The organism is Aequorivita vitellina (assembly GCF_022008365.1).
Classification (GTDB): Bacteria; Bacteroidota; Bacteroidia; order Flavobacteriales; family Flavobacteriaceae; genus Aequorivita; species Aequorivita vitellina.
The window spans coordinates 53,951-74,574 of sequence record NZ_JAIRBA010000013.1 but is presented as its reverse complement, the minus strand read 5'-3'; the positions used below and the strand labels follow the sequence as shown (position 1 = coordinate 74,574).

At 34.8% G+C, this 20,624-nt stretch carries 16 protein-coding genes and 1 tRNA gene; 6 read left to right on the top strand and 11 right to left on the bottom strand.

Translation table 11 applies throughout. From position 1 onward, the window contains the following. Position 1: 1 nt before the first annotated feature. Both K8089_RS08400 and K8089_RS08395 read right to left on the bottom strand, forming a co-directional pair. Positions 2 to 562, bottom strand: a complete 561-nt coding sequence (locus K8089_RS08400; protein WP_237602831.1) for a hypothetical protein — start codon at positions 560 to 562, stop codon at positions 2 to 4. After that, a complete protein-coding gene (locus K8089_RS08395) occupies positions 555 to 3,053 on the bottom strand; it encodes a M23 family metallopeptidase (RefSeq protein ID WP_237602830.1) in 2,499 nt (832 codons plus the stop codon). The genes K8089_RS08400 and K8089_RS08395 overlap by 8 nt, the downstream gene beginning before the upstream one ends. A 448-nt stretch (positions 3,054 to 3,501) precedes the next feature. Between K8089_RS08395 and K8089_RS08390 the strand changes: the two genes are divergently transcribed. Continuing rightward, on the top strand, positions 3,502 to 4,863 hold the full coding sequence (locus K8089_RS08390; RefSeq protein WP_237602829.1) for a T9SS type A sorting domain-containing protein: 1,362 nt from the start codon (positions 3,502 to 3,504) through the stop codon (positions 4,861 to 4,863). Positions 4,864 to 4,922: 59 nt separating this feature from the next. Here the strand turns inward: K8089_RS08390 and K8089_RS08385 are convergent, their stop codons facing one another. Together K8089_RS08385 and K8089_RS08380 are read right to left on the bottom strand one after the other, a co-directional pair. Then, a complete protein-coding gene (locus K8089_RS08385) occupies positions 4,923 to 6,170 on the bottom strand; it encodes a site-specific integrase (protein WP_237602828.1) in 1,248 nt (415 codons plus the stop codon). A 238-nt stretch (positions 6,171 to 6,408) separates the two neighbouring features. Beyond that, a tRNA-Ser gene (locus K8089_RS08380) sits at positions 6,409 to 6,493 on the bottom strand. Between the two features lie 189 nt (positions 6,494 to 6,682). Between K8089_RS08380 and K8089_RS08375 the strand changes: the two genes are divergently transcribed. The 5 genes from K8089_RS08375 (at position 6,683) to K8089_RS08355 (ending at position 11,125) form a co-directional block, all read left to right on the top strand. Then, the gene (locus K8089_RS08375) at positions 6,683 to 7,321 is read left to right on the top strand and encodes an NAD(P)H-dependent oxidoreductase (protein WP_237602827.1); all 639 of its coding nucleotides are present in this window, start codon (positions 6,683 to 6,685) and stop codon (positions 7,319 to 7,321) included. A gap of 586 nt (positions 7,322 to 7,907) precedes the next feature. Next, entirely contained in the window at positions 7,908 to 9,101 is a 1,194-nt protein-coding gene (locus tag K8089_RS08370; RefSeq protein WP_237602826.1) for a DegT/DnrJ/EryC1/StrS family aminotransferase, read from the top strand. 337 nt (positions 9,102 to 9,438) lie between these two features. Beyond that, entirely contained in the window at positions 9,439 to 10,341 is a 903-nt protein-coding gene (locus K8089_RS08365; protein WP_237602825.1) for a DUF4412 domain-containing protein, read from the top strand. Positions 10,342 to 10,362: 21 nt separating this feature from the next. Next, on the top strand, positions 10,363 to 10,533 hold the full coding sequence (locus K8089_RS08360) for a hypothetical protein (protein WP_237602824.1): 171 nt from the start codon (positions 10,363 to 10,365) through the stop codon (positions 10,531 to 10,533). Between the two features lie 67 nt (positions 10,534 to 10,600). After that, positions 10,601 to 11,125 (top strand): hypothetical protein, encoded by a 525-nt coding sequence (locus tag K8089_RS08355; RefSeq protein ID WP_237602823.1) that lies wholly within the window; start codon positions 10,601 to 10,603, stop codon positions 11,123 to 11,125. Positions 11,126 to 11,135: 10 nt separating this feature from the next. Here the strand turns inward: K8089_RS08355 and ribB are convergent, their stop codons facing one another. The 7 genes from ribB to K8089_RS08320 form a co-directional block, all read right to left on the bottom strand. Next, positions 11,136 to 12,284 (bottom strand): 3,4-dihydroxy-2-butanone-4-phosphate synthase, encoded by a 1,149-nt coding sequence (ribB, locus tag K8089_RS08350; RefSeq protein WP_237602822.1) that lies wholly within the window; start codon positions 12,282 to 12,284, stop codon positions 11,136 to 11,138. 103 nt (positions 12,285 to 12,387) lie between these two features. Further along, positions 12,388 to 14,394, bottom strand: coding sequence for an LptF/LptG family permease (locus K8089_RS08345; RefSeq protein ID WP_338149243.1), 2,007 nt, complete (start codon positions 14,392 to 14,394; stop codon positions 12,388 to 12,390). Positions 14,395 to 14,402: 8 nt separating this feature from the next. Continuing rightward, a complete protein-coding gene (locus tag K8089_RS08340) occupies positions 14,403 to 15,041 on the bottom strand; it encodes a LolA family protein (RefSeq protein ID WP_237602821.1) in 639 nt (212 codons plus the stop codon). A 1-nt stretch (position 15,042) separates the two neighbouring features. Continuing rightward, positions 15,043 to 17,403, bottom strand: a complete 2,361-nt coding sequence (locus tag K8089_RS08335) for an FtsK/SpoIIIE family DNA translocase (protein WP_237602820.1) — start codon at positions 17,401 to 17,403, stop codon at positions 15,043 to 15,045. Between the two features lie 96 nt (positions 17,404 to 17,499). Then, positions 17,500 to 18,507, bottom strand: coding sequence for a hypothetical protein (locus K8089_RS08330; protein ID WP_237602819.1), 1,008 nt, complete (start codon positions 18,505 to 18,507; stop codon positions 17,500 to 17,502). 31 nt (positions 18,508 to 18,538) lie between these two features. Further along, positions 18,539 to 19,168, bottom strand: a complete 630-nt coding sequence (locus tag K8089_RS08325) for a hypothetical protein (RefSeq protein WP_237602818.1) — start codon at positions 19,166 to 19,168, stop codon at positions 18,539 to 18,541. Between the two features lie 9 nt (positions 19,169 to 19,177). Further along, positions 19,178 to 20,581 carry a vWA domain-containing protein gene (locus K8089_RS08320; protein WP_237602817.1) on the bottom strand — a complete coding sequence of 468 codons (1,404 nt, stop codon included), beginning with the start codon at positions 20,579 to 20,581 and terminating at the stop codon, positions 19,178 to 19,180. Between the last annotated feature and the right edge of the window lie 43 nt (positions 20,582 to 20,624).

The following is a 20,624-nucleotide window of genomic DNA, read 5'->3' as shown; positions in this document are numbered from 1 at the left end:
CTTAATTTATATTATTAATTAGCACTATTTTTTTCAATAGGTCATTTTCAAAAAACAACCAATGATTGCTTCCTCCATCTTCATCAGAAATTTCCAAAGTATCACAAATTTTAGGAACAATATTGAATGCTTTTGCAATAGAAGCTTTTGAATAACCAATTCCAATTATGCCCTTTTCGGTTTTGACTTTTAGAGGGGTATTATTACTCTGTATTTCAGCTTGAGATAAGACATATATATCTTCCTTGAACAGTTTGACAAATGTGTATTTATTTAATATACCATCCGTATAAAACGAAAGGGAATAAATTTTATCTCCATTTTGGTGTCCAGACTCACAATTTTCATAAAAAGTATTTTTAAAAATAGTATCGGTTAAGGTCTCTTTTAGAAATTTCAATTTACCCAATGGTCGAAAAGAAAACCTATTATCAATTATTTGCTTTTCACATCCGGTCTTATCCATATCAATCCCATTTGAACCAGTAATATATTTGTGTTCAATCGTGCAGGCAAGAAAAATGCTTGCACAAAAAAATAAAATAAAAAAACTATTACTCATCTCTATGTCGTGTATATGGTAATAAAGCTAATTCAGGAAAAATACTATAAGGATCAATTCTGTTTAAAGTCCCATTCCAAATTTCAAAATGTAAATGTGGCGCAGTACTACTACCAGTTGATCCAACTTGACCAATCTGATCCCCTTGTTGAACTACCTGATTTAATGATAAATGGCTGTTAGAGTTTGTTAGCATATGAAAATAATTATATTCTATACTAGTGTTTTCATCCGATCTAATTCTAACGCGAACGCCTCCACCATTTCCATCTTCTTGAGTCACTAATTTCGTAATGGTACCACCCTTTACAGCATATATTGGAGAACCTGATGTTTCAGTAGCAATAGGCTTAACCAAGTCTATACCATTATGAAAACTCCTATTTCCACTTAACATTCTCCATCCATAATCACTTGAAATATAACGCGTTTCAATAGGGAATATATGTTCACTATTAATTCCTAGAACACTATCAGCGGTTAGGGAATTTATAGTACTCATTACTTCAAGAGGTACGATTTCACCATTATCTTCATTTAATCCTCTTAAAACATAGGTAAATGAGGAATATCTATTTCCATTGTCATCCGTTAAAACACTGATATTCTTTATCCCTAAATAAATTTTATATGGACCAATAAAGTTTTGATTTTTTAGAAGTTCAAGATCATCGAATTCATCACGAGTAATAGATAATATTATCACATCATCAAACGAATATGTATTATTGTTTTGTTCTCCATTTACAATCGAATTGTTGATGAAAGTAAGATATTCAGTAGTGTTTCCATTAATTACGAAATTGCTTCTTACTAAATTAACTGGGCTTATTAAATTATTTAATTCAATTAAAAAAGGATTATTATTAGGTGCCTCTAACCCACTTACTGGAAGAAAATCATCATTATCGTTTGCATTTGTATGATATTTAAAAGGAAATGATATAAATGTTATATTATTCGCATCGGCAGCAATTCCAGTAGTCGATACAAAATCTCGTAATGCATAATCTGTTAAGTTATTGTCCAATGTAGCATCATCTACTAATATCTTATCCACAAATGAACTATCATAAAACAATTTCAAATTAGTATAATTTTCATTAGTAAAAGGGATGGACATATCAAAAATTGGAAAGAGATTGTCCAAATAACTTCTTTTAAAAAGACTATAACCTTGCCGAGGGAAGTCGTTGGATTCATCGTTTTCCAAAATTACTCGGCGTATGAATTTAATTTGAAAATAATTAGCGGAAACTCTATCAACAGATTTGGGAGCAGTAAGGCTCTCCATTGTCAAGTTGTCATCAACAACTGGTGGACTATAAAATGATTCTAAAGCCTCTGGAAGCAAAAAACCTAAGCTGTTTTTGTAGACTCTTTTATAATAAAATAAAGGAGATTCGTTATCACCTCTTGGTAAGGATATATTTATAATCTTGTCAGTATTAGCAATGTCAAATTCACTATTTGAATCACTATCATTAATTGATAGAATCGGCCAGCCAAAGTTTCTATAATAATCTACATCGGTAAGAGTATCTGTATTATCAAGACTCCATTGAATAACATTATCATAATTTTCATAATAATTAAAGGAATCATTGGTTTCATTTCGAATATCAATATATATCTTGTTTTTATTAAAAAACTTGGAAATCACATCTGTATATAATCCATCCTCCACTCGGTTTATAAAATCATTTCCATCATATACGTTCAAGCCCAAGTTAAAGAATGAGCCGAAAAAAGCTGCTCCATCGATAAAACTGAGAATATCCTCTTTGTGATGCTTCCGCCTAAAAATATCTGCATTTGATGAATTGCCTGGGAGCGCATTAAAGCTCAAAATAGAGTCCAATTCTCTAGCCAACTTAAATATAGGTTCAAAGCCTATTTTTTCGAATATAATCACTATACCAAAATCTCCACTTTTATCAAAATCCCCAATATGGTTTCCTGAATAAACTAACGGAAGTGTAACTGGATTGGTTGAATAGAATGCTTTATTTAGGCTATCGGTATTTTCTAATTTATATTCCTGCTCAGAGGCATTTGAGGCATAGATGAGACCTAAGGAAGTATCAGCCGCAGGTTCCGAAGAGGGCATTGTTTCCCCCTCATTCTGATACCATAAGATTGCATTTTCGTGGATTATTCTTGTTAAGTCATTGTTGGTAGAGACGGCAACCTTAGTGCCATTTATAATGCTTTCCTTTTTAATTCCTTTATAGATAATATAATCGATTTTAGGAAGGTTTAAATCTGGTTGATTTGTAGGTTTTAATACTATATTATATTTCTCAACCCCATCAATTTTTTGAACCAAAATTAATCCATCAGAAACTGCGAAAGCCTTTGGATCCACGCTTGCACTAGAAGTGAACATGTTGCCCAAACGAAATTGATTATCATCTATCGCCCCAAACTCCTGTCCAGAAGTTTGTGAATTTAGTTTTGAGGGTTCTGTGAAAAAATGAAAATCACTCATACGACATATGTTTAACGATTGATAAAAATCAACAGCCTAAAGACTATATAATAAGACTAGATAAGAAAATATTTCCTTATCAATTTTTTTGGTTGATAATTAGAAAGTTTTTGTCTTAACAAAAACTTATAATGGGGGAGTTATTTGGCTAAACAAAATCGAATATATTGATTTCGTATATTATAAAGAACGGAAATAAATCAATAAGTTGTATAATTCAGTTCATAAAATAATTGTTAAATAAACAACAATTTTAAATAAATTATTGAAAATCAATAATTTAAAATTTTATATCAAAATGAACGCATGATTACATAGCATAGAGAATATTAGTCAATTGATATTGTATTGAGTAATTTTCCTACATTTGTAACAAACTAACTCTCCATCTCATTTTAATGTTTTAACCATTGATATCAATAATCTGTTGATATTAATCTCTATTGCTATGAAAAAAAAATTACTAGTTGCCTTCGTATTTCTAAGTATCGGTATGTATGCACAAACAACCTTTGTTCCAGATGATAATTTTGAACAAGCACTCATAGACTTGGGATATGACACTCCGCCATTGGATAATTATGTGCTTACAGCAAATATTGAAAATATAACTACACTTCCTCTTTCAAGTAAAGGGATTAACGACCTTACAGGTATTGAGGATTTTAGTTCTCTTCAGATACTTTATGCTACGAGTAATAATTTAGCGACTATAGATATTTCACAGAATCTAAATTTATGGAAAGTAGTAGTGAGTAATAATCAACTTTCTGCTATAGATGTAAGCCAGAACGCCTTACTTGAAATTTTAAATTGTGGGAATAACTTTATAAACTCATTAAATTTATCGCAGAACACGCAATTAAAGGAGCTTTATTGTGAAGGAAACAATCTTTCGCAATTGAGCATTTCCAATAACCCAATTATGGAAAAAATTTTCTGTTCTAATAATATGTTATCCTCATTAAATACTTCTGCTAACCCAAACCTCAAACAACTATATTGTTATGGTAATAATATAAGCAGTCTAAATGTTACACAAAATACTGAATTGGAAATACTTTATTGTTATACAAATAATTTAAGTGCGTTGGATGTTTCTCAAAATACATCTCTAAGATTTTTGTTCGCCCCATTTAACCAAATCTCTACTATAGACTTATCTAATAATATTAACTTGACTCACTTAAGCCTGACCGAAAATAATCTTAACTCAATTGATATTACTAATAATTTAAGCTTAGAAAATCTCTCCTTATCCTCAAATAATCTTTCGGAACTGGATGTCACTTTAAATAATCAATTGAAGGAGGTTATCGTTAACAACAATCAAATTGATTCCTTGGATTTTTCTAATGCATCTCAATTAATTTATCTGTACTGTAGTATAAATCAATTGGAATCCCTAAATGTCAGAAATGGGAACAATACAAATATTTCTGGTTTTTTTGCTCAAAATAACCCTGATTTAGAATGTATAGAAGTAGACGACCCCCAATATAGCGAAGTAAATTGGCCCGATGTTGATCCACAGGTAGTGTTTAGTGAGGATTGTAATCCGCTGGGTGTTATAGAGGAAGAATTTGAAAGTATACATATTTATCCTAACCCTTTTAGTGATCAATTATTCATGGAAACTGAACAACCAATTTCTTCAATTGAAATAAGAAATGTTCTGGGCGTGAGAGTTTATAAATCCAATACTATGGTCAATTCTATCAACTTATCCAATTTATCCCAAGGAGTTTATATTTTGAAAGCCACATTTAATAATAATGCAAATTTCGTAACTAGAATTGTAAAGAATTAAATCCTACAATACTCAAAACTCCAATTGAGAAACTAAAGATTTTTTAATCTTTAAGAAAATCATACGCTTTTTGATGCGCTAAAGAGATTGGAATAATTTGTCAATTTATCTTTAAGTGCCAGCATATCATTGCTAACTTTTCTGTCTAAAATTTTAGCATAATGTTGCGTTGTCTTAAGAGATTTATGCCCCAACATTTTACTTACTGATTCAATGGGAACACCATTAGAGAGAGTTACAGTTGTAGCAAAAGTATGACGCGCTAAATGGAAGGTTAAATTTTTGTTGATTTTGCACAAATCTGCTATCTCTTTCAAGTAGGCATTCATTTTTTGATTGCTTAACACAGGCAATAGAAGTTGGTTTCTTTGAATTTCTGAATCATCGGCGTACTTTTCTAAAATGGCTTCAGCTGTGGGCAAAATTGGAATATTGCTTCGTGTGTCGGTTTTGGATCTATTAATTTTTATCCATTTTCCACCATCAATACCGATTACAACATTATTTGCCGAAAGCTTTTTTACATCCGAATAGGCTAAACCAGTAAAACAACAGAATATAAAAATGTCTTTAACTTGATCCAGCCTTTCAGTGTGTAATTCTTTTTCAACCATTGTCTGAATTTCCTCAACAGTTAAAAACTCTCTATCAACTATTTTAAGTCTAGCTTTCCAACTTGTAAATGGATCTTTGGAAATCCAATCGTTAGCAAACGCAATACGGATTATTTTTTTAAAATTAGTAATATACTTTATAGCAGTATTGTGTGAGCAATTCCGTGTAGTTTTAAGATAATACTCAAATCCAGAAATAAATTTATGGTCAACATCTTTAACGGGGATGTCGCTTAACAAATATTCCAATTTTATATAATCCCTAACGTGCTTTAGGGCGGTTTTATAACGTTCTGCTGTACCAGCGGCAAAATCTTTACCAATTAGTTTTTCAACTTTATTATTGTGTTCTTGAAAAATTTCTAAAAGCATCTTGTGCTTAATAGTTTTCCCCAAGTAAGTATTTTTAATTTTTTGAGCCGTAACTAAAGTCTCTTTTTCCGATAGTTGCTCTTGAATTTTGTTGAGCTTGGTTCGAATAGTGGCCATATACTTATTTAACTCACGAACTTCGGATGTCGTACCTCGCATTTTGCCTGCATCTGAGTTCCATTTAGTTAATAGAACTTTACGTTTTATACTAAACTCACTTCTCTTACCATTAACAGTAATTCGTGCGTAAATAGGGGCGTTTCCATTTCTATCAATATCATTTCCTCTTGGGTAAAATAGGATGGAAAATGTAGTTTGCATCGGTGCGTACTTTTTGATATCCTTAAAGATACAAAAAATAATTATTTAAAATCGATATAAAAGCCTATATAGCAACATTTAACAAATAATTCGGTGCGTAAAATGAATTAAAAAAAACCGCACCGAATCCCGCACTTTTTATTTGACATTAGATGATTTTGTTCGATATTGAAGAAAATGTAAAAACCCGATAAACATAGTGTTTATCGGGTTTTGGTGAGATTTGATAATCTCTAAGCGGAGAAAGAGGGATTCGAACCCCCGGAGGTGTGACCCTCAACAGTTTTCAAGACTGCCGCATTCGACCACTCTGCCATTTCTCCTTGAGTGCCTCATAAAGCTATTTGCCTTAATGCGGGTGCAAATATAAAAAGCTTTTTTAAATATTCTAACTCTTTTTGAAATTAAATTTTTATAAAATTATAAGCCACTAATTTAAGGTTGTATCCTTAAAAATAGGCTTTAATACTTTTATCAGTATTTTTGTTATAAATTCAAATGTATTCTAATAAATGTCTCTAACTACAATAGATAAATTACACTGGCGGTACGCTACTAAAAAGTTTGATTCTTCAAAAATCCTTTCTGATGAAAAGTTGAAGATTTTAAAACAAACTTTCAATTTAACAGCTACTTCATTTGGGCTACAACCTCTAAAATTAGCAATTATATCCAATCCTGAATTAAAAAAACAGTTAATGCCATTAACCTACAACCAGTCGCAGGTGCGTGATGCTTCTCATATTTTAATACTATGTGTTGAAAAAAGTATTAACGAAGATTTTATAGTAGATCATTTTAAAAGAGTAGAAGGCTTGCGAAAAACCCCCCGAACTATTTTAGAGCCTTTTGAAAAGGAATTGATCAATTCGTTTACCAAGAAGAACAGCGCCGAAATTAAAGATTGGATGATCAATCAACTTTATCTAACCTTGGGCGCTCTATTAACGGTTTGCGCTGTGGAAAAAATTGATGCCTGCCCTATGGAAGGCTTTCAATCTAAAGAATACGACGCGTTGTTAGGTCTTGATAAAAAAGGCCTCGAATCTGTTATTGTGCTTCCCGTTGGTTATCGCGACGAATCTGATTTCTTTATAAACCTTAAAAAGGTCCGTCGCGGTGTAAATGAACTGGTAATTGAATTAGAGTAAACACCCCCAATTTCTTCGCATTTCTTTCTACGATCCCTTTAAGTAAACCCTAGGTTACTCCCTAAAAGGTCCAGGTCAAGTCCGGGTGAGGTCCGGGTGAGGTCCAGGTCAATGCGGCTTCTGCTTTAGGTAATTTTTAATGGAAAACTGATACGCACACTATAATGCATCTGCAAATACTAAGAGTGTATCTAAAACAAAAATGTATAGCTGTAATCGCGGTGTCTATCATTACAAATATAATGCATTTTGAAGCTGATGTCAACCATTATTTAAAAATAGTGCTTTTTTAAACTATGGCCTTTAAGTAACACACAAATAGATATTTGTAGCTAAAAACAAAAATATTCAACACCATCATAAAGCTTAAAACACTATTAATTGCTAATTCGAAACCTCTCAAATAAACCTGAAAAACCATCCCAAAAATTGAATATTTATAGTGTATTTTAACTGAAGAGCTTTTCAATCACAAACGCAACCATTACCTTTGAATCTCATCTATTAAGCAGTACAACTCAATATTCAATATTCAATACTCAATACTCAATACTCAATACTCAATACTAATAACTAATAAATAAAAATGCCCGGATTTGAAATTTTCGGCGCCGAAGAGCGCAAACAAGTAAACGACGTTTTAGAAACTGGCGTTTTAATGCGCTATGGTTTTGATGGAATGCGTAATAATCATTGGAAAGCGCAGGAATTTGAAGCTGCTTTTGCAAAACGAATGGATGCAGAATATTGCCAACTTGTTTCAAGCGGAACAGCGGCATTAACAGTGGCACTGGCTGCTGCAGGCATTGGTGCGGGCGATGAGGTTATTATGCCAACCTTCACTTTTGTGGCTAGTTTTGAATCTATTTTGGCGTTGGGCGCTGTGCCAATCTTAGTGGATATTGACGACACTTTAACGTTGGATCCAAAGGCTGTGGAAGCGGCAATCTCTCCAAAAACCAAATGTGTAATGCCCGTGCATATGTGTGGTTCAATGGCAGATTTAAGGGCCTTAAAAGCGATCTGCAATAAACATAGTTTAATTCTGTTAGAAGACGCTTGCCAAGCTATTGGTGGTACCTATGAAGGAAAAGCCTTGGGAAGTTACGGCGATTTAGGCTGCTTTTCTTTCGATTATGTGAAAACAATTACCTGCGGTGAAGGCGGAGCTGTTTTAACCAATAATGAGAAATACGCATTGCACGCAGATCACTACCAAGACCATGGTCACGACCATATTGGAAAAGATCGCGGGGCAGAATCGCACCCGTTTTTAGGATACAATTTTAGAATTTCTGAATTGAATGCGGCTGTCGGTTTGGCGCAATTGGATAAATTAGACGGTATTTTAAACACCCAAAAAGAAAATTATACAATGCTTCGCGAAGCTTTAAAAACCATAAACGGCGTTACTTTTAGAAGAGTTCCCGAAGGTGGCGAGGAAAACTATTCGTTTTTAAGCTTCTTTCTTCCAACAGAAGAATTGACCCAAAAAGCTCACAAAGCTATAGCTGAGGCGGGGGTTGATGCCTGTTTTTATTGGTACACCAACAACTGGCACTACATAAATGGCTGGGAACATTTACGAAACTTAAAAACGCTGGGCAATCTTCCTTCCGAAGTACAAACCCAAATGCAGGATTTAAACAATACCGATTTCTCAAAAAGCGATGCCGTGATGGGACGAACCATTTCGTCATTGATTAAAATTGGTTGGACAGAGAAACAAGTACACGAAAGGGCAGAGGCTATAAAAAATGCAATCGCTTCGGTGCTGTAACATTTCATAATAACTTGGCCTGCTTCATAAAAATTGTTTCTTATTAATCTCTTCAAAATAGATATCCGGCTTGAAAGGGTCTGGTTTTTTGAACTTTTTAATGTGTGAAGTATTTATATAAAAGCTTTTTCCCTTTTCGATTTTAATACACGCTTCAATTGTCTTATTTTATAAGAGGTTAACACGTAGTGAATTGTAGTCAGTGTGATTTTACTATTTCTTGCATTGTAAAAAAAAATTAGTATTTTAACAATAATTCTAACAATGCAACATTGGCATGAAACTTTAAAATTACGAAACTAAATTATTTATAGAACACGTTAAAAATCACAATAAAATGAAAACAAGAAATTTACTTATTACGCTTTGCATTATTCTTTTAGGTACAAATGTTCAAGCTCAATTTTTTAAAAAACTTAAAAAGAAGGCAGAAAACGCCGTAGAGAGAACCGTTTTAAACAGAACAGACCGCGAAGTTTCTAAATCAACAGACAAGACAATTGATGGGGTCATAAAAGGAGATGGTGAAAAAAAATCGAACACAGACGATTCTGAAACTGAAGAACTAACAGAAGAGGAAAAAGCAATTGTTGAGCAACGCGCAATGAACATCTTTGGTGGAGGTTTGGAAGGCCTTCCGGATAGTTATACTTTTCAATATGAAATTGATATGAAAATAACTTCAAATAAAGATCAGTCAACGCTTAAGTACTACGTGCAACCTAATGCCGGTTATTTTGGCAATGCGATGCCAGACGATAAAAATAACAACGTAATTGTTTACGATATGGAAAACCAAGCCATGGTATCCTTCATGGAAAATGATGGTAAAAAGATGGCAATGAAAATGCGCATGCCCTTAGGCGATAAAATGCAGGAAATGATTGAAAAAGGGCAAAGCGGCGAAGAAAACAAAGTGGAAGATTTAAACATTACGCCCATTGCTGGTAAAACTATACTTGGTTATAAATGTAAAGGATATTTGGTGCAGCAGGAGGAGGGCACTAGTAAAATTTATATTACAAATGAGGCACCAGTAAGTTTTGTAGGCATGTTTGCGAGTATGGAAAAAATGCAGAAAAATAATAATGCAACCAACATTCCATTCGACAAGAATTCTATGATGATGGAAATGGAATACACTTCCAACAAAAAGAAACGAGACAATATGCACATGATTTGCACTTCTATAAAAGAGAAACCATTTACAATTCGCAAGGCAGATTATAGTGGAATGTAGCACCTTTAAAATATTTAAATAATGAAATTTCTATCCGCAATAGTATGTTTAGTGTGTTTTACCCTCCCCTCAATATCTTACACACAGATTAGTGTAAACGATCTTATTGAAGACGTTAAAAAGGAACGTGGTAATGCCACTGATACTGGTAAAGAAGCTTCAGATGCTAGCGCGATGGAAGGAATGATGTGAGAGTGGAAATATTGTAAGCGATGAGCCACTTGAGGTACGATGTCTCACTGTTTTACATTCTCATCATATGAAATTGCTTGTAAGTCAAGGAATGGTTAATGAATCAAAAGGTAATTGTAAAAGAGCAAAGGAAGCGCTCGAATTTCAAGCTATGTTAATTCTTTCTGGAGGAACTCAATTTTATTGTACAGATGAATATAATAGCGATAAGGTAACATATGCTATTTTAATTTTAGAGTATATGTTTGAAGATTATTTAAGAGGTAAACATCCTAAGGAATCCCTAACAGAGATTTTTGACCGTTTAGAAGAATTATCTGAAGACTTAGGTAATCCATACGGTAAAGCAGCTTTACTATTCGGAAGAATAAAAGAAAATTACGATCGCGCAGGCATACCAAATTACACAGCTGGTATCGATGCTTTTTTACAAAAGGAAGTATATCAATTAAATGATGCCACGTGGCAAGAACATAGGTCTAAAGTTTATGAAGAATTAATAGATTACATAACCTATTTTCATTCTCCTGAATTTATGACTGACCGTTCGGTGCGTATAAATTCTCTAATTGAAAGCCTTCCGTGTGATTAGCGAAATTATTTTAGTAACTAACGTATTCCGTAATTTCCAAACCGTAACCTATCATTCCCACACGTTTGGTTTGCTCGCTATTTGATATAAGTCGAATTTTGTGAATACCCAAATCGTGAAGTATTTGTGCGCCAATTCCAAAATCTTTGGCATCCATTTCTATACGAGGTGCCTTGGCAATTTCGTTTGGCTTCTGATTTTCTTTCAGCTCTTTCAATCTGCTTAATAGGTTCAATGACTGACTTTGTTGATTTATAAAAACAAGTGCGCCCTTCCCATCGTTATTGATTACATTAAACATATCGTCCAACTTTTGTTCGGCATTATTGGTTAAGGTTCCTAAAATATCGCTGTTTACTAAAGTAGCATTTACACGAACCAACACGGGTTCGTTTTCTTTCCAATTGCCTTTTGTAAGGGCAATATGAATTTGGTCGTTAGTAGTTTGCTTATAAGCACGAAGTCTAAAATCGCCAAATTTTGTACTTATTTTAAAATCTTCCTTTTTTTCAATTAAGGAATCGTGTTCCATTCTATATTTCACTAAATCTTCAATTGAAATAAGTTTTAGATCAAACTTTTTGGCAACTTTTATTAATTGCGGAAGACGCGCCATTGTGCCATCTTCATTTAATATTTCAACTAAAATCCCAGCGGGTTTTAAACCTGCCAAACGTGCTAAATCTATCGCAGCTTCAGTATGGCCAGTTCTTCGTAAAACGCCACCTTGCTTTGCGCGAAGCGGGAATATATGTCCTGGTCTTCCCAAATCGCTAGCTTTTGTTTCGTCCTTAACTAATGATTTTATAGTTTTTGAACGGTCGTGAACCGAAATTCCTGTAGTACATCCGTGGCCAATTAAATCTATTGAAACTGTAAACTGTGTATGATGTAGTACCGTATTGTTTTCTACCATCATGTTTAAATCTAGCTCTTTGCAACGCTCTTCGGTTAAGGGCGCACAAATAAGGCCGCGCCCGTGGGTAGCCATAAAATTAATCATTTCTGGCGTTACCATTTCGGCGGCTGCAATAAAATCTCCCTCGTTTTCACGGTTCTCATCGTCAACTACAATAATTACCTTCCCATTGCGAATGTCTTCAATAGCTTCTTCAATAGTGTTGAGTTGAACGGTAGTATCTTTTTCTGTGGAAATCATAGCTTAAAATTGTGAGTGCAAAGATAATAGAAACGGCTTTAAATAGCGATTACAAACGTGTATAGTTTCTATTTTTGATGTGGTAATTTATTTAAGAAATATTCTAACTTATAACTTGTAATTCCTCCTTCATTTTTTTAATATGGTTAAAATGAAGAAAAACATATATAATTGGGCCTAGCAAGATAAAAATCATCCAAGATCCCGTGTCTTGTTCTTTTCCTAATTCCTTATAAAATTTTGAACTACTTAAAAGAGATTTAATTGCAAAAATGTAAAGTCCTATTAAAGAAATAATCTGACCAATTTGAAATATAAATTTTAGTGTATCAGAAAATGTTAAATCTATATTATTGAAAAAGATCATTCCTACTAAGCAAATCAGGGAAATAAAATAAGCTACTAATCCTTTTTTAGAAAAACTAGAAGATTCGTTAAAGTTTTGTAGAGCAGTCGAATATGTTTTATTCTCAAAATCGCCACTCATTTTAAGCTCCATTTCAGAATATCCTTTTAGGTTTAATTGTTGTATAGCAGCATTTCTTACTTCTTCAGAATAACCGTATTGACGATAATTTTTAACAATGTCTTTAAGTTGTGTTTCCGTCCTAGATAAAATCAATGCTTTTTCTTGTTGTGTAAGTATGATGGTAACTTCCTCTTTCTCTATTGGCTTGTTGTTAGTCTTTCTTCGAAACAATCGCCCAATACGTTGCATAAATGAATCTAAATCAAAAATACCTTGATCGGTGGTGGCGCGGTAGGTAAGCCAAATACTGAGTGGAAACATAATTGCCGTGCTTAACCAAGTTGCAATAAACGGATGCATGGTACCGTCTTCAGCACTGTTTTTGGCGAATATCCCAATAAAATGATAGGTTAAAAAAAGCAATATTGCCACAACCATTGGCAAGCCCATTCCCCCTTTTCTAATAATGGCTCCAAGGGGCGCTCCCACAAAAAACAGAATAATACAGGCAACGCCAAGCGCGTATTTTTCGTGTAAGGCGATTTCAGTTTTATTAAGTCTTTTTGTTTTATTTTTAAATTCAGATTTTTTAGCATCAACCGTTTGCAGCGTGCCTTTTGCATTGTTCAACGCAAGTTTTACAATCTGTAATTGTTGGGCAGGTTTATAAATATCGAGTATGGTGCTAATAGATTGCGACTTAGCAGTATCAATAACTATATTTTCTTTAAACTTTTCTACACCACTGCGGTAATACATATTTTTGGTGTAGCTCTGAATATCGGTGGAGTAACTTTTTGAAAGCGAATCTATTTCAACGTGTAATTCGCTAATATTGTACATATTTTGATTGTTGAGGTCGTTCTCCTTGTCAATATCTTTGTTATTCAGCTCGGTAAGATCAATATTGATAGCATATTCGTCAAAATAACTTTTAGCAAAAGGTTCGCCCTTTTGCCTGCCAGGTTTATTACTTTGTATTTCTTCGTAATAGTTTCCTTCTTTTAAAATCAACGACAACGTATTGCTACCTTCTTGGCTAGCTAGTTCGCCTTTATTGGCAATTATAACCGTGAAGTTTCCGTTGGGTTTTAATTCATTTTTTTTATGAATAACCACATCCTTCAAAAACTGGCCGCGATCGCCACTTTTCTTTTCAACTTTAATATTGAACATATCGCCAATCTGACTAAACTGTCCTTCTGAAATAACCATAGAAGGTTGAAACTGCGAGATATTACGCCGTAAGTTTTGCCATTTGTATTCGGAATAGGGGATAACGCTATTTGCGAAAAAGAAGGCTGTAATTGACAGTACAACAATAAAACCTATTACGCTTCCCATGGCGCGCTGCAGCGAGATTCCCGTAGATTTCATTGCGGCAAATTCATACTTTTCGGCGAAGCTTCCAAAAACCATTAATGAAGTTACCAAAATGGTGAGCGGCAAAACCAGAGGAATTAATCTTGGCGAGACGTACCAAAGAAATTTTAATACAATCCAAACGTCCAAATCTTTTCCGGCAAGTTCAGAAATATAGAGCCAAATAGTTTGAAGGACAAAAATGAACATTAAAATAATGAAGACGCTCAAAAACGTCTTCAAATATGTAACTAATATGTATCTGTCCAGTATTTTCACTTATCTGGCTATAGCTTATTTATGTAGTAACCGTCTTTTTTGTATTTAGCCTCATCAAAAGTAAACAAGGTTTTAGAAACGGGTAGATTTGTTTTAAAGGAATTTACGGTAAGCGTATATTTTGTTCCCTTCGCATCAGTCTGAATTAATTTGTAAATGTGCTTGGTTTGAACATCTATTCCTAAAAGAATATCTTTTATCTCTGCTTTTGAATCGATGGGGATAAGTTTTATATACTGAATTTTTCGACCTTTTACATTTTGCTCGATGTCCATTTTATAAGTGTATCCTTTTTCGTAAAAAGTCAACATTTTTGAAGGTGTAATATCCTTATCGTCTTTAGGATTGTATGCCGAAATGGTCACTTCTTCATCTTCGGGTACAATAGTGTAAATGTTTTTTCCATCAAATATACGGGTTGTGCCAAGCATATTCAAGACGTATTTATCGCCTTGAAGCGTAACATCGCCGCGAGTTTCCTGGTTTACATTTTCTTTGGAATTGTTTAGATTGTACTTAAAATCGATAGCAATATTATCGTAGCTTTTAACTTTTTCTGAAACTTCTTTTAGCATAGATTTAGCATCCTGGGCGTAAGAAAAAGAAGTGATGAAAAGTGCTAATAATAGAATGTTGAAATACTTCATTTTAGTTGTCATTTGTTTCGTTGTCTAAAAGTTGGTTTAAAGCGTCAATTGTTGGAACTAAAACTTGCCGTGCCTTACTGCCTTCAAAGGGGCCAACAATGCCAGCCGCCTCCAGTTGGTCAATAATTCTTCCCGCTCTGTTGTAGCCCAATTTAAGCTTTCGTTGTAACAATGAAGCGGAGCCCTGTTGTGAAATAACTAATACTTCGGCAGCTTCACGGAACAGTTTATCGCGTTCCGATATGTCATTATCAATAGTTGTGCCACCATCTTCCCCCACATATTCTGGCAGTAAGTAGGCATCGGGATACGCTTTTTGCGCACCTATAAACTCTGTAATATCTGCAACTTCAGGTGTATCTACAAATGCGCATTGAATTCTAGTAAGTTCGTTACCCTGGGTGTAAAGCATGTCACCGCGCCCTATTAGCTGATCGGCGCCAGAATTGTCCAAAATAGTTCGCGAATCAATTTTACTGGTTACTCTAAAGGCGATTCGGGCAGGGAAATTGGCTTTAATAATACCTGTAATTACGTTTACCGAAGGGCGTTGGGTAGCAATAATTAAATGGATGCCAATTGCTCGTGCAAGTTGCGCCAATCGTGCGATGGGTGTTTCAACTTCTTTCCCAGCGGTCATAATTAAATCGGCAAATTCGTCAATTACCAAAACAATATAGGGCAAAAATCGATGACCATCATGCGGGTTCAACTTTCTATTTTTAAATTTTGTATTGTATTCTTTTATATTACGCACCATGGCATCTTTCAGCAAATCGTAACGCGCATCCATTTCAATACACAACGAATTTAATGTATTAATTACCTTGTTTGTATCGGTAATAATTGCTTCTTCGGTATCGGGCAGTTTTGCTAAATAATGTCGTTCAATTTTATTGAAAAGTGTAAGTTCAACTTTCTTAGGATCTACCAGTATAAATTTTACTTCGGCAGGATGTTTTTTATATAAAAGTGAAGTCAACACCGCATTTAACCCAACAGATTTTCCCTGTCCGGTAGCACCAGCCATAAGCATGTGTGGCATTTTCGCAAGATCAACAACAAAGGTTTCGTTGCTAATGGTTTTTCCAAAAGCGATGGGTAGTTCCATTTCGGCATTTTGAAACTTTGCCGAAGCAATTACCGAACGCATAGAAACAATCTTCGCGTTTTTATTTGGCACTTCAATCCCAATCGTTCCGCGACCGGGTATTGGCGCTATTATCCGAATTCCTAACGCGGAAAGTGACAAGGCAATATCGTCTTCTAAATTTTTAATTTTAGAAATTCTTATTCCAGCGTCGGGCACAATTTCATAAAGCGTAACCGTTGGTCCAACCGTGGCCTTAATATTTGCAATGCCTATTTTATAGTTATTGAGGGTTTCAACAATACGGTTTTTATTTTCTTCAAGTTCTTCTTGATCAATCGTTATTCCTGCCCCAATGGTGTAATCGCGCAGTAGTTCAATACTAGGGAACTTATAATTACTCAAGTCTAATTTTGGATCGAACTCCCCAAAATCCTTCACGAGTTTGTTGCTTAAGTTTTCAATTTCTTCCTCATCAGCCGTTTGTTCAACCTCCATTTCTACATCGCCTTCCACATCAGATTTAAGTATTAACTTCTCTATGGCAGGGGGTTTTGGAGCGGTTTTTTCTTCAACAGTAGGTGCTTTAATTTCTTCCTTCTCTTTTGCTGGCATTTCCTTTTCTGAAATATTTTGAGCCATAGTCTCATTTGTTTCTTCAGAATTAAACTCTGCGACTATTTGTTTTTTAGTGCTGCTGAAAACACTAATTACCTTTTCTGGGGTTAATTTTAGTCTAACCACTAAATAGAAAATAAGGATAAAAACCATGACTAACACGGCGCCAATAAACCCGATATAATCTTGCATTATATCGTTGGTTTCGAAACCAATTATTCCACTAAAAAGAGTTGCCTTTCCGCTGAAAAATCCGAAAAATACAGAAACCCAAAGCATTAATAACAATCCCCAAAACCAAAATTTTAAGAGCTGTTTCTTGGTGTAATCGAAGAAATAATAAACGCCGGTTAAGGCTATTAGAAATGCAAAAATAAATGCCGAAACCCCGAAACCATCGTAGATAAAGAAGTGCGCCACATTTGCACCAAATTTATTGAGCCAGTTTTGTGTTGGTAATTTGCGTTCTGCCAAATTCCCTATTTCACTTTGGTCTGCTTGCCACGTAAAAAAGTAGGAAACAAAAGAAAATAAAAGCGCCAGCCCCAACAAAAACAAAAAGCTACCCAAGAGTATTTTCTGTTGCTTGGATAGCGAAAAACGTATCTTTTTACGCGGTGTTTTGGTTGTTGTTTTTTTCTTCTTTTTGGCCATTAAGGGAACGGTTGTCTTTTCAGCAAAAATACAAATATACAACGGCACAAGCTAAATAAAATTTTATAAAAAAATCCCTGCTTTAAAACGGGCAATTTACGGAGTTGAAATGTTGGGAAGCTCGAATTTTATTAATAGTTTGTTGTCTCTTTTCCAGCGAATCCAGCCTTTGTCCACTTCCTGAAAATTTTGGTTTTTTAAAACAACTTGTATCCACTCATCTTTTACTTGTAATGGTTTCATTTTTAAAAATGGGGTGTGTACTTCGGCTGCATAATCCAATGGTTTTATTTTTGGTGTTTGAGACTTGCCTTCTAAAAATTCAATTGAAGCTGTTGAAAGTAAAAATTCCGGCCAAAAGAGAAGTTGACCAATGTGTTTGTTTAAATAGGCTGTCTGCCCTGTTTTTTTATTTACTTCTACTTCAATAAACTCACGGCTCACAGATTTCACATTAAAATAAAAGATTCCGAAAGAAGGGTTCATTGCTTCTGGCAATAGCCAGGGCGGTGCTGCAATAAGGGTAAAATCACCAAATTGATCGCGACCCAAAGGAAGACTATCAACGGGATTATGTTGGGTTATCGATTTTTCCAACGTTACATTTCCGTAAAAAAAAAGAGTGGAATACTGAAAAAAATTAGGTTTAAAAAATCCGAGACCTAATTTGTCATTTTCTTCATCTTGAATGTTAACTGAATTTGGAAGCGAGCCATCATGTTTGTAAAACGTTACCATTCCCATGGGTTCAACTTGCGATGTTGGAGTAGTTGATTTGGGTCTAAATTGTTCCTTTTTTTCTTTCGATTTTTGATGCTGAACATACCGATAATGGGTGATTCCGTAAGCAATAATAATAACTGCCAATAACCCAATATTTGCATACACTATAAATTTGTGTGTGGCAAAATGAGCTATAAAAAAGGACGCTATAAACGCGATTACTGCAAAGAGAAAGCCATATCCAACAACGATAGCACCGCCAGCTAATCCTTGTCCTTTACCAGCATCAATAAGCCCTGCGAAGTAGAGACCAACGATAAAAAAGGTAACCAACATTAAAATATAAAAGGCGATTCGCGCGGGTTTAAAGATGTTTTTCATAGTTTAAATTTTAGACGTGAAACTTGAAATGCTATGAGAATAGATTATAGATAATCAGCAGTTCTTCGTCTTTTCTCCAACGTATCCAGCCTTTTCCCTTTTCGGTGTTGTAATCGTCTGCTAAAATTTCCACTTCCATCCAATCGCCCATTATGTATCGGACTCTAAAATTTGTGGGACTTACTACTCGGCCTGCAGATTTTATCATTGGGTTATCAAATACTTTTTGGTTTTTATCTATAAATTCCACCGAATGACAATTCAGAAAAAACTCGCCCCAGGTTATAAAACGCCCCTGTTGCGAATTTACGTAAGCGGTTTCGCCAGTGTTTTCATTTATAATAATTTCAATATAATCGATACCTAATTTTTTTACGCGGAGGATAAAAAGACCGTAATCCAGTTTTTCTTTAAAGGGTGCAAAATTTTTTGGCGCATACCCTATACCATCTGCATAATTGGCGTGTCTTTTTACAAAAGTGATACTGTCTATTGGCCGTTCCTGACTACCAGCTCTGCTGTTGGGAATATTGTATAAATAAAGGGTTTCTATTTCATCTGTTTTTGGTGAAAAGAAACCTTCGCCCAGTTTGTTCTGAGCTGCTATGGATCCAAATAAAACAAAGGACAAAATGATTGAAATTAGGTGTTTAGACTTCATACTATTTTTTTAATACTGAAACTCCTGCTTTTTATCTTCACCTTTTTTAATTGTAACTGTTGCTACTTTTTCACCTTCAAAGCCAGTTTTGCGGAGTGCCTTTACTTTAATTTGATATGTTCCGGGGTTGATGTTCATCTTAACACCACGATCATAAGATCTACCACCCCCAACACTTGTACGGGAGTTAACTTCAATTACATTTACCGTGCAGTCTATTAATTTACCCCCGCCCTTTGGTAAGATTTCCAAGGTGCCAGATTCAAAATTATAATCTACTGCAGTAGTTTCACCTCCTGTGATAACCTGATTCTTTAAGGTTATTTTATTTTGCAATCCATTTAATTTAATTGCTTTTATAACTATGCTGTAGGTTCCTGCATTTAACTCTATTTCTTTTGATTGGCCATAGGTGCGACCACCTCCAACATTTTTTCCATTTTCATCCTTCACGTTTACTGTTGTATCCCAACCCGCATCATTGTTAGTAGTTTTTATTAAAAACTTCCCACCGTCAAAACTTACAATGCTATAGGTTTTTTTTTCATTCGAAGTTTTAACTCCTTTGATAAAGATTGGAGCTACTTTTGAGTTTTCAAGTGGGCGAATTTCAAGATCATAGGTTTCTTGTGGCAGGTAAACATAGGATGTGTCTCTATAGGTTCGCGTTCCTCCGGCCTTATTTTTTGTGCCTGCCTTATATGCGTGTACCAATGCATCAATTGGCTGGCCGTTCATCGTGGCATATATGCCATGGTTTCCCTTTGGTTTGTCTACCGTTTCCGAAGCAACTTCGGTCATTGCATCGCCTAAACCACTGGCATCGGCTGCGTCATAATAGTTGCCGTCGCCTGCTTTTGCGGCGCATTCCAATTGTTGGGTTTCACCTTTTTTCAATCCAAAACCAACTATGTGAAGTTTAAAATCAATTCCTTCGGCTTTGGCTGCTTTTATTACATCGCAGATATTGCCATCACAGGATTCTATTCCGTCGGTAATTAAAACAATGGTTGCTTTTTCTTTGCTTTTCCGAAGCTGGTCAATAACCGTAGAGGCGGAGTAGGCGAGCGGGGTCATTCCCAAAGGTTTGATACTTTTAACAGCGGTCGCCACCTTGTTTTTTGAAGTGTTATTAATGGGAAGTAAAATTTCTACATCGCGGCAATCTCCCTTTTTTCGATGTCCATAAGCTACGAGACCTATCTTTTGATTTTCGGCAAAATCGTTTATTGAATTTGAAAGCACCGTAGACGCAATTTCCATCTTTGTCTTGCCTTTAATTTGCCCCCACATAGAGCCACTGGCATCGTAAATAAAAATGATTGGCGAAGGAGTTTCGGGGGCTTGTTTGGTTTGCGAAATACTCAGAATTGAGAAAAGCAACGCACATAAAAAAATGGCTAATTGTTTCATAATCAATTAATTTGGCTACAATAAAGTTATTGAAAATTTATTT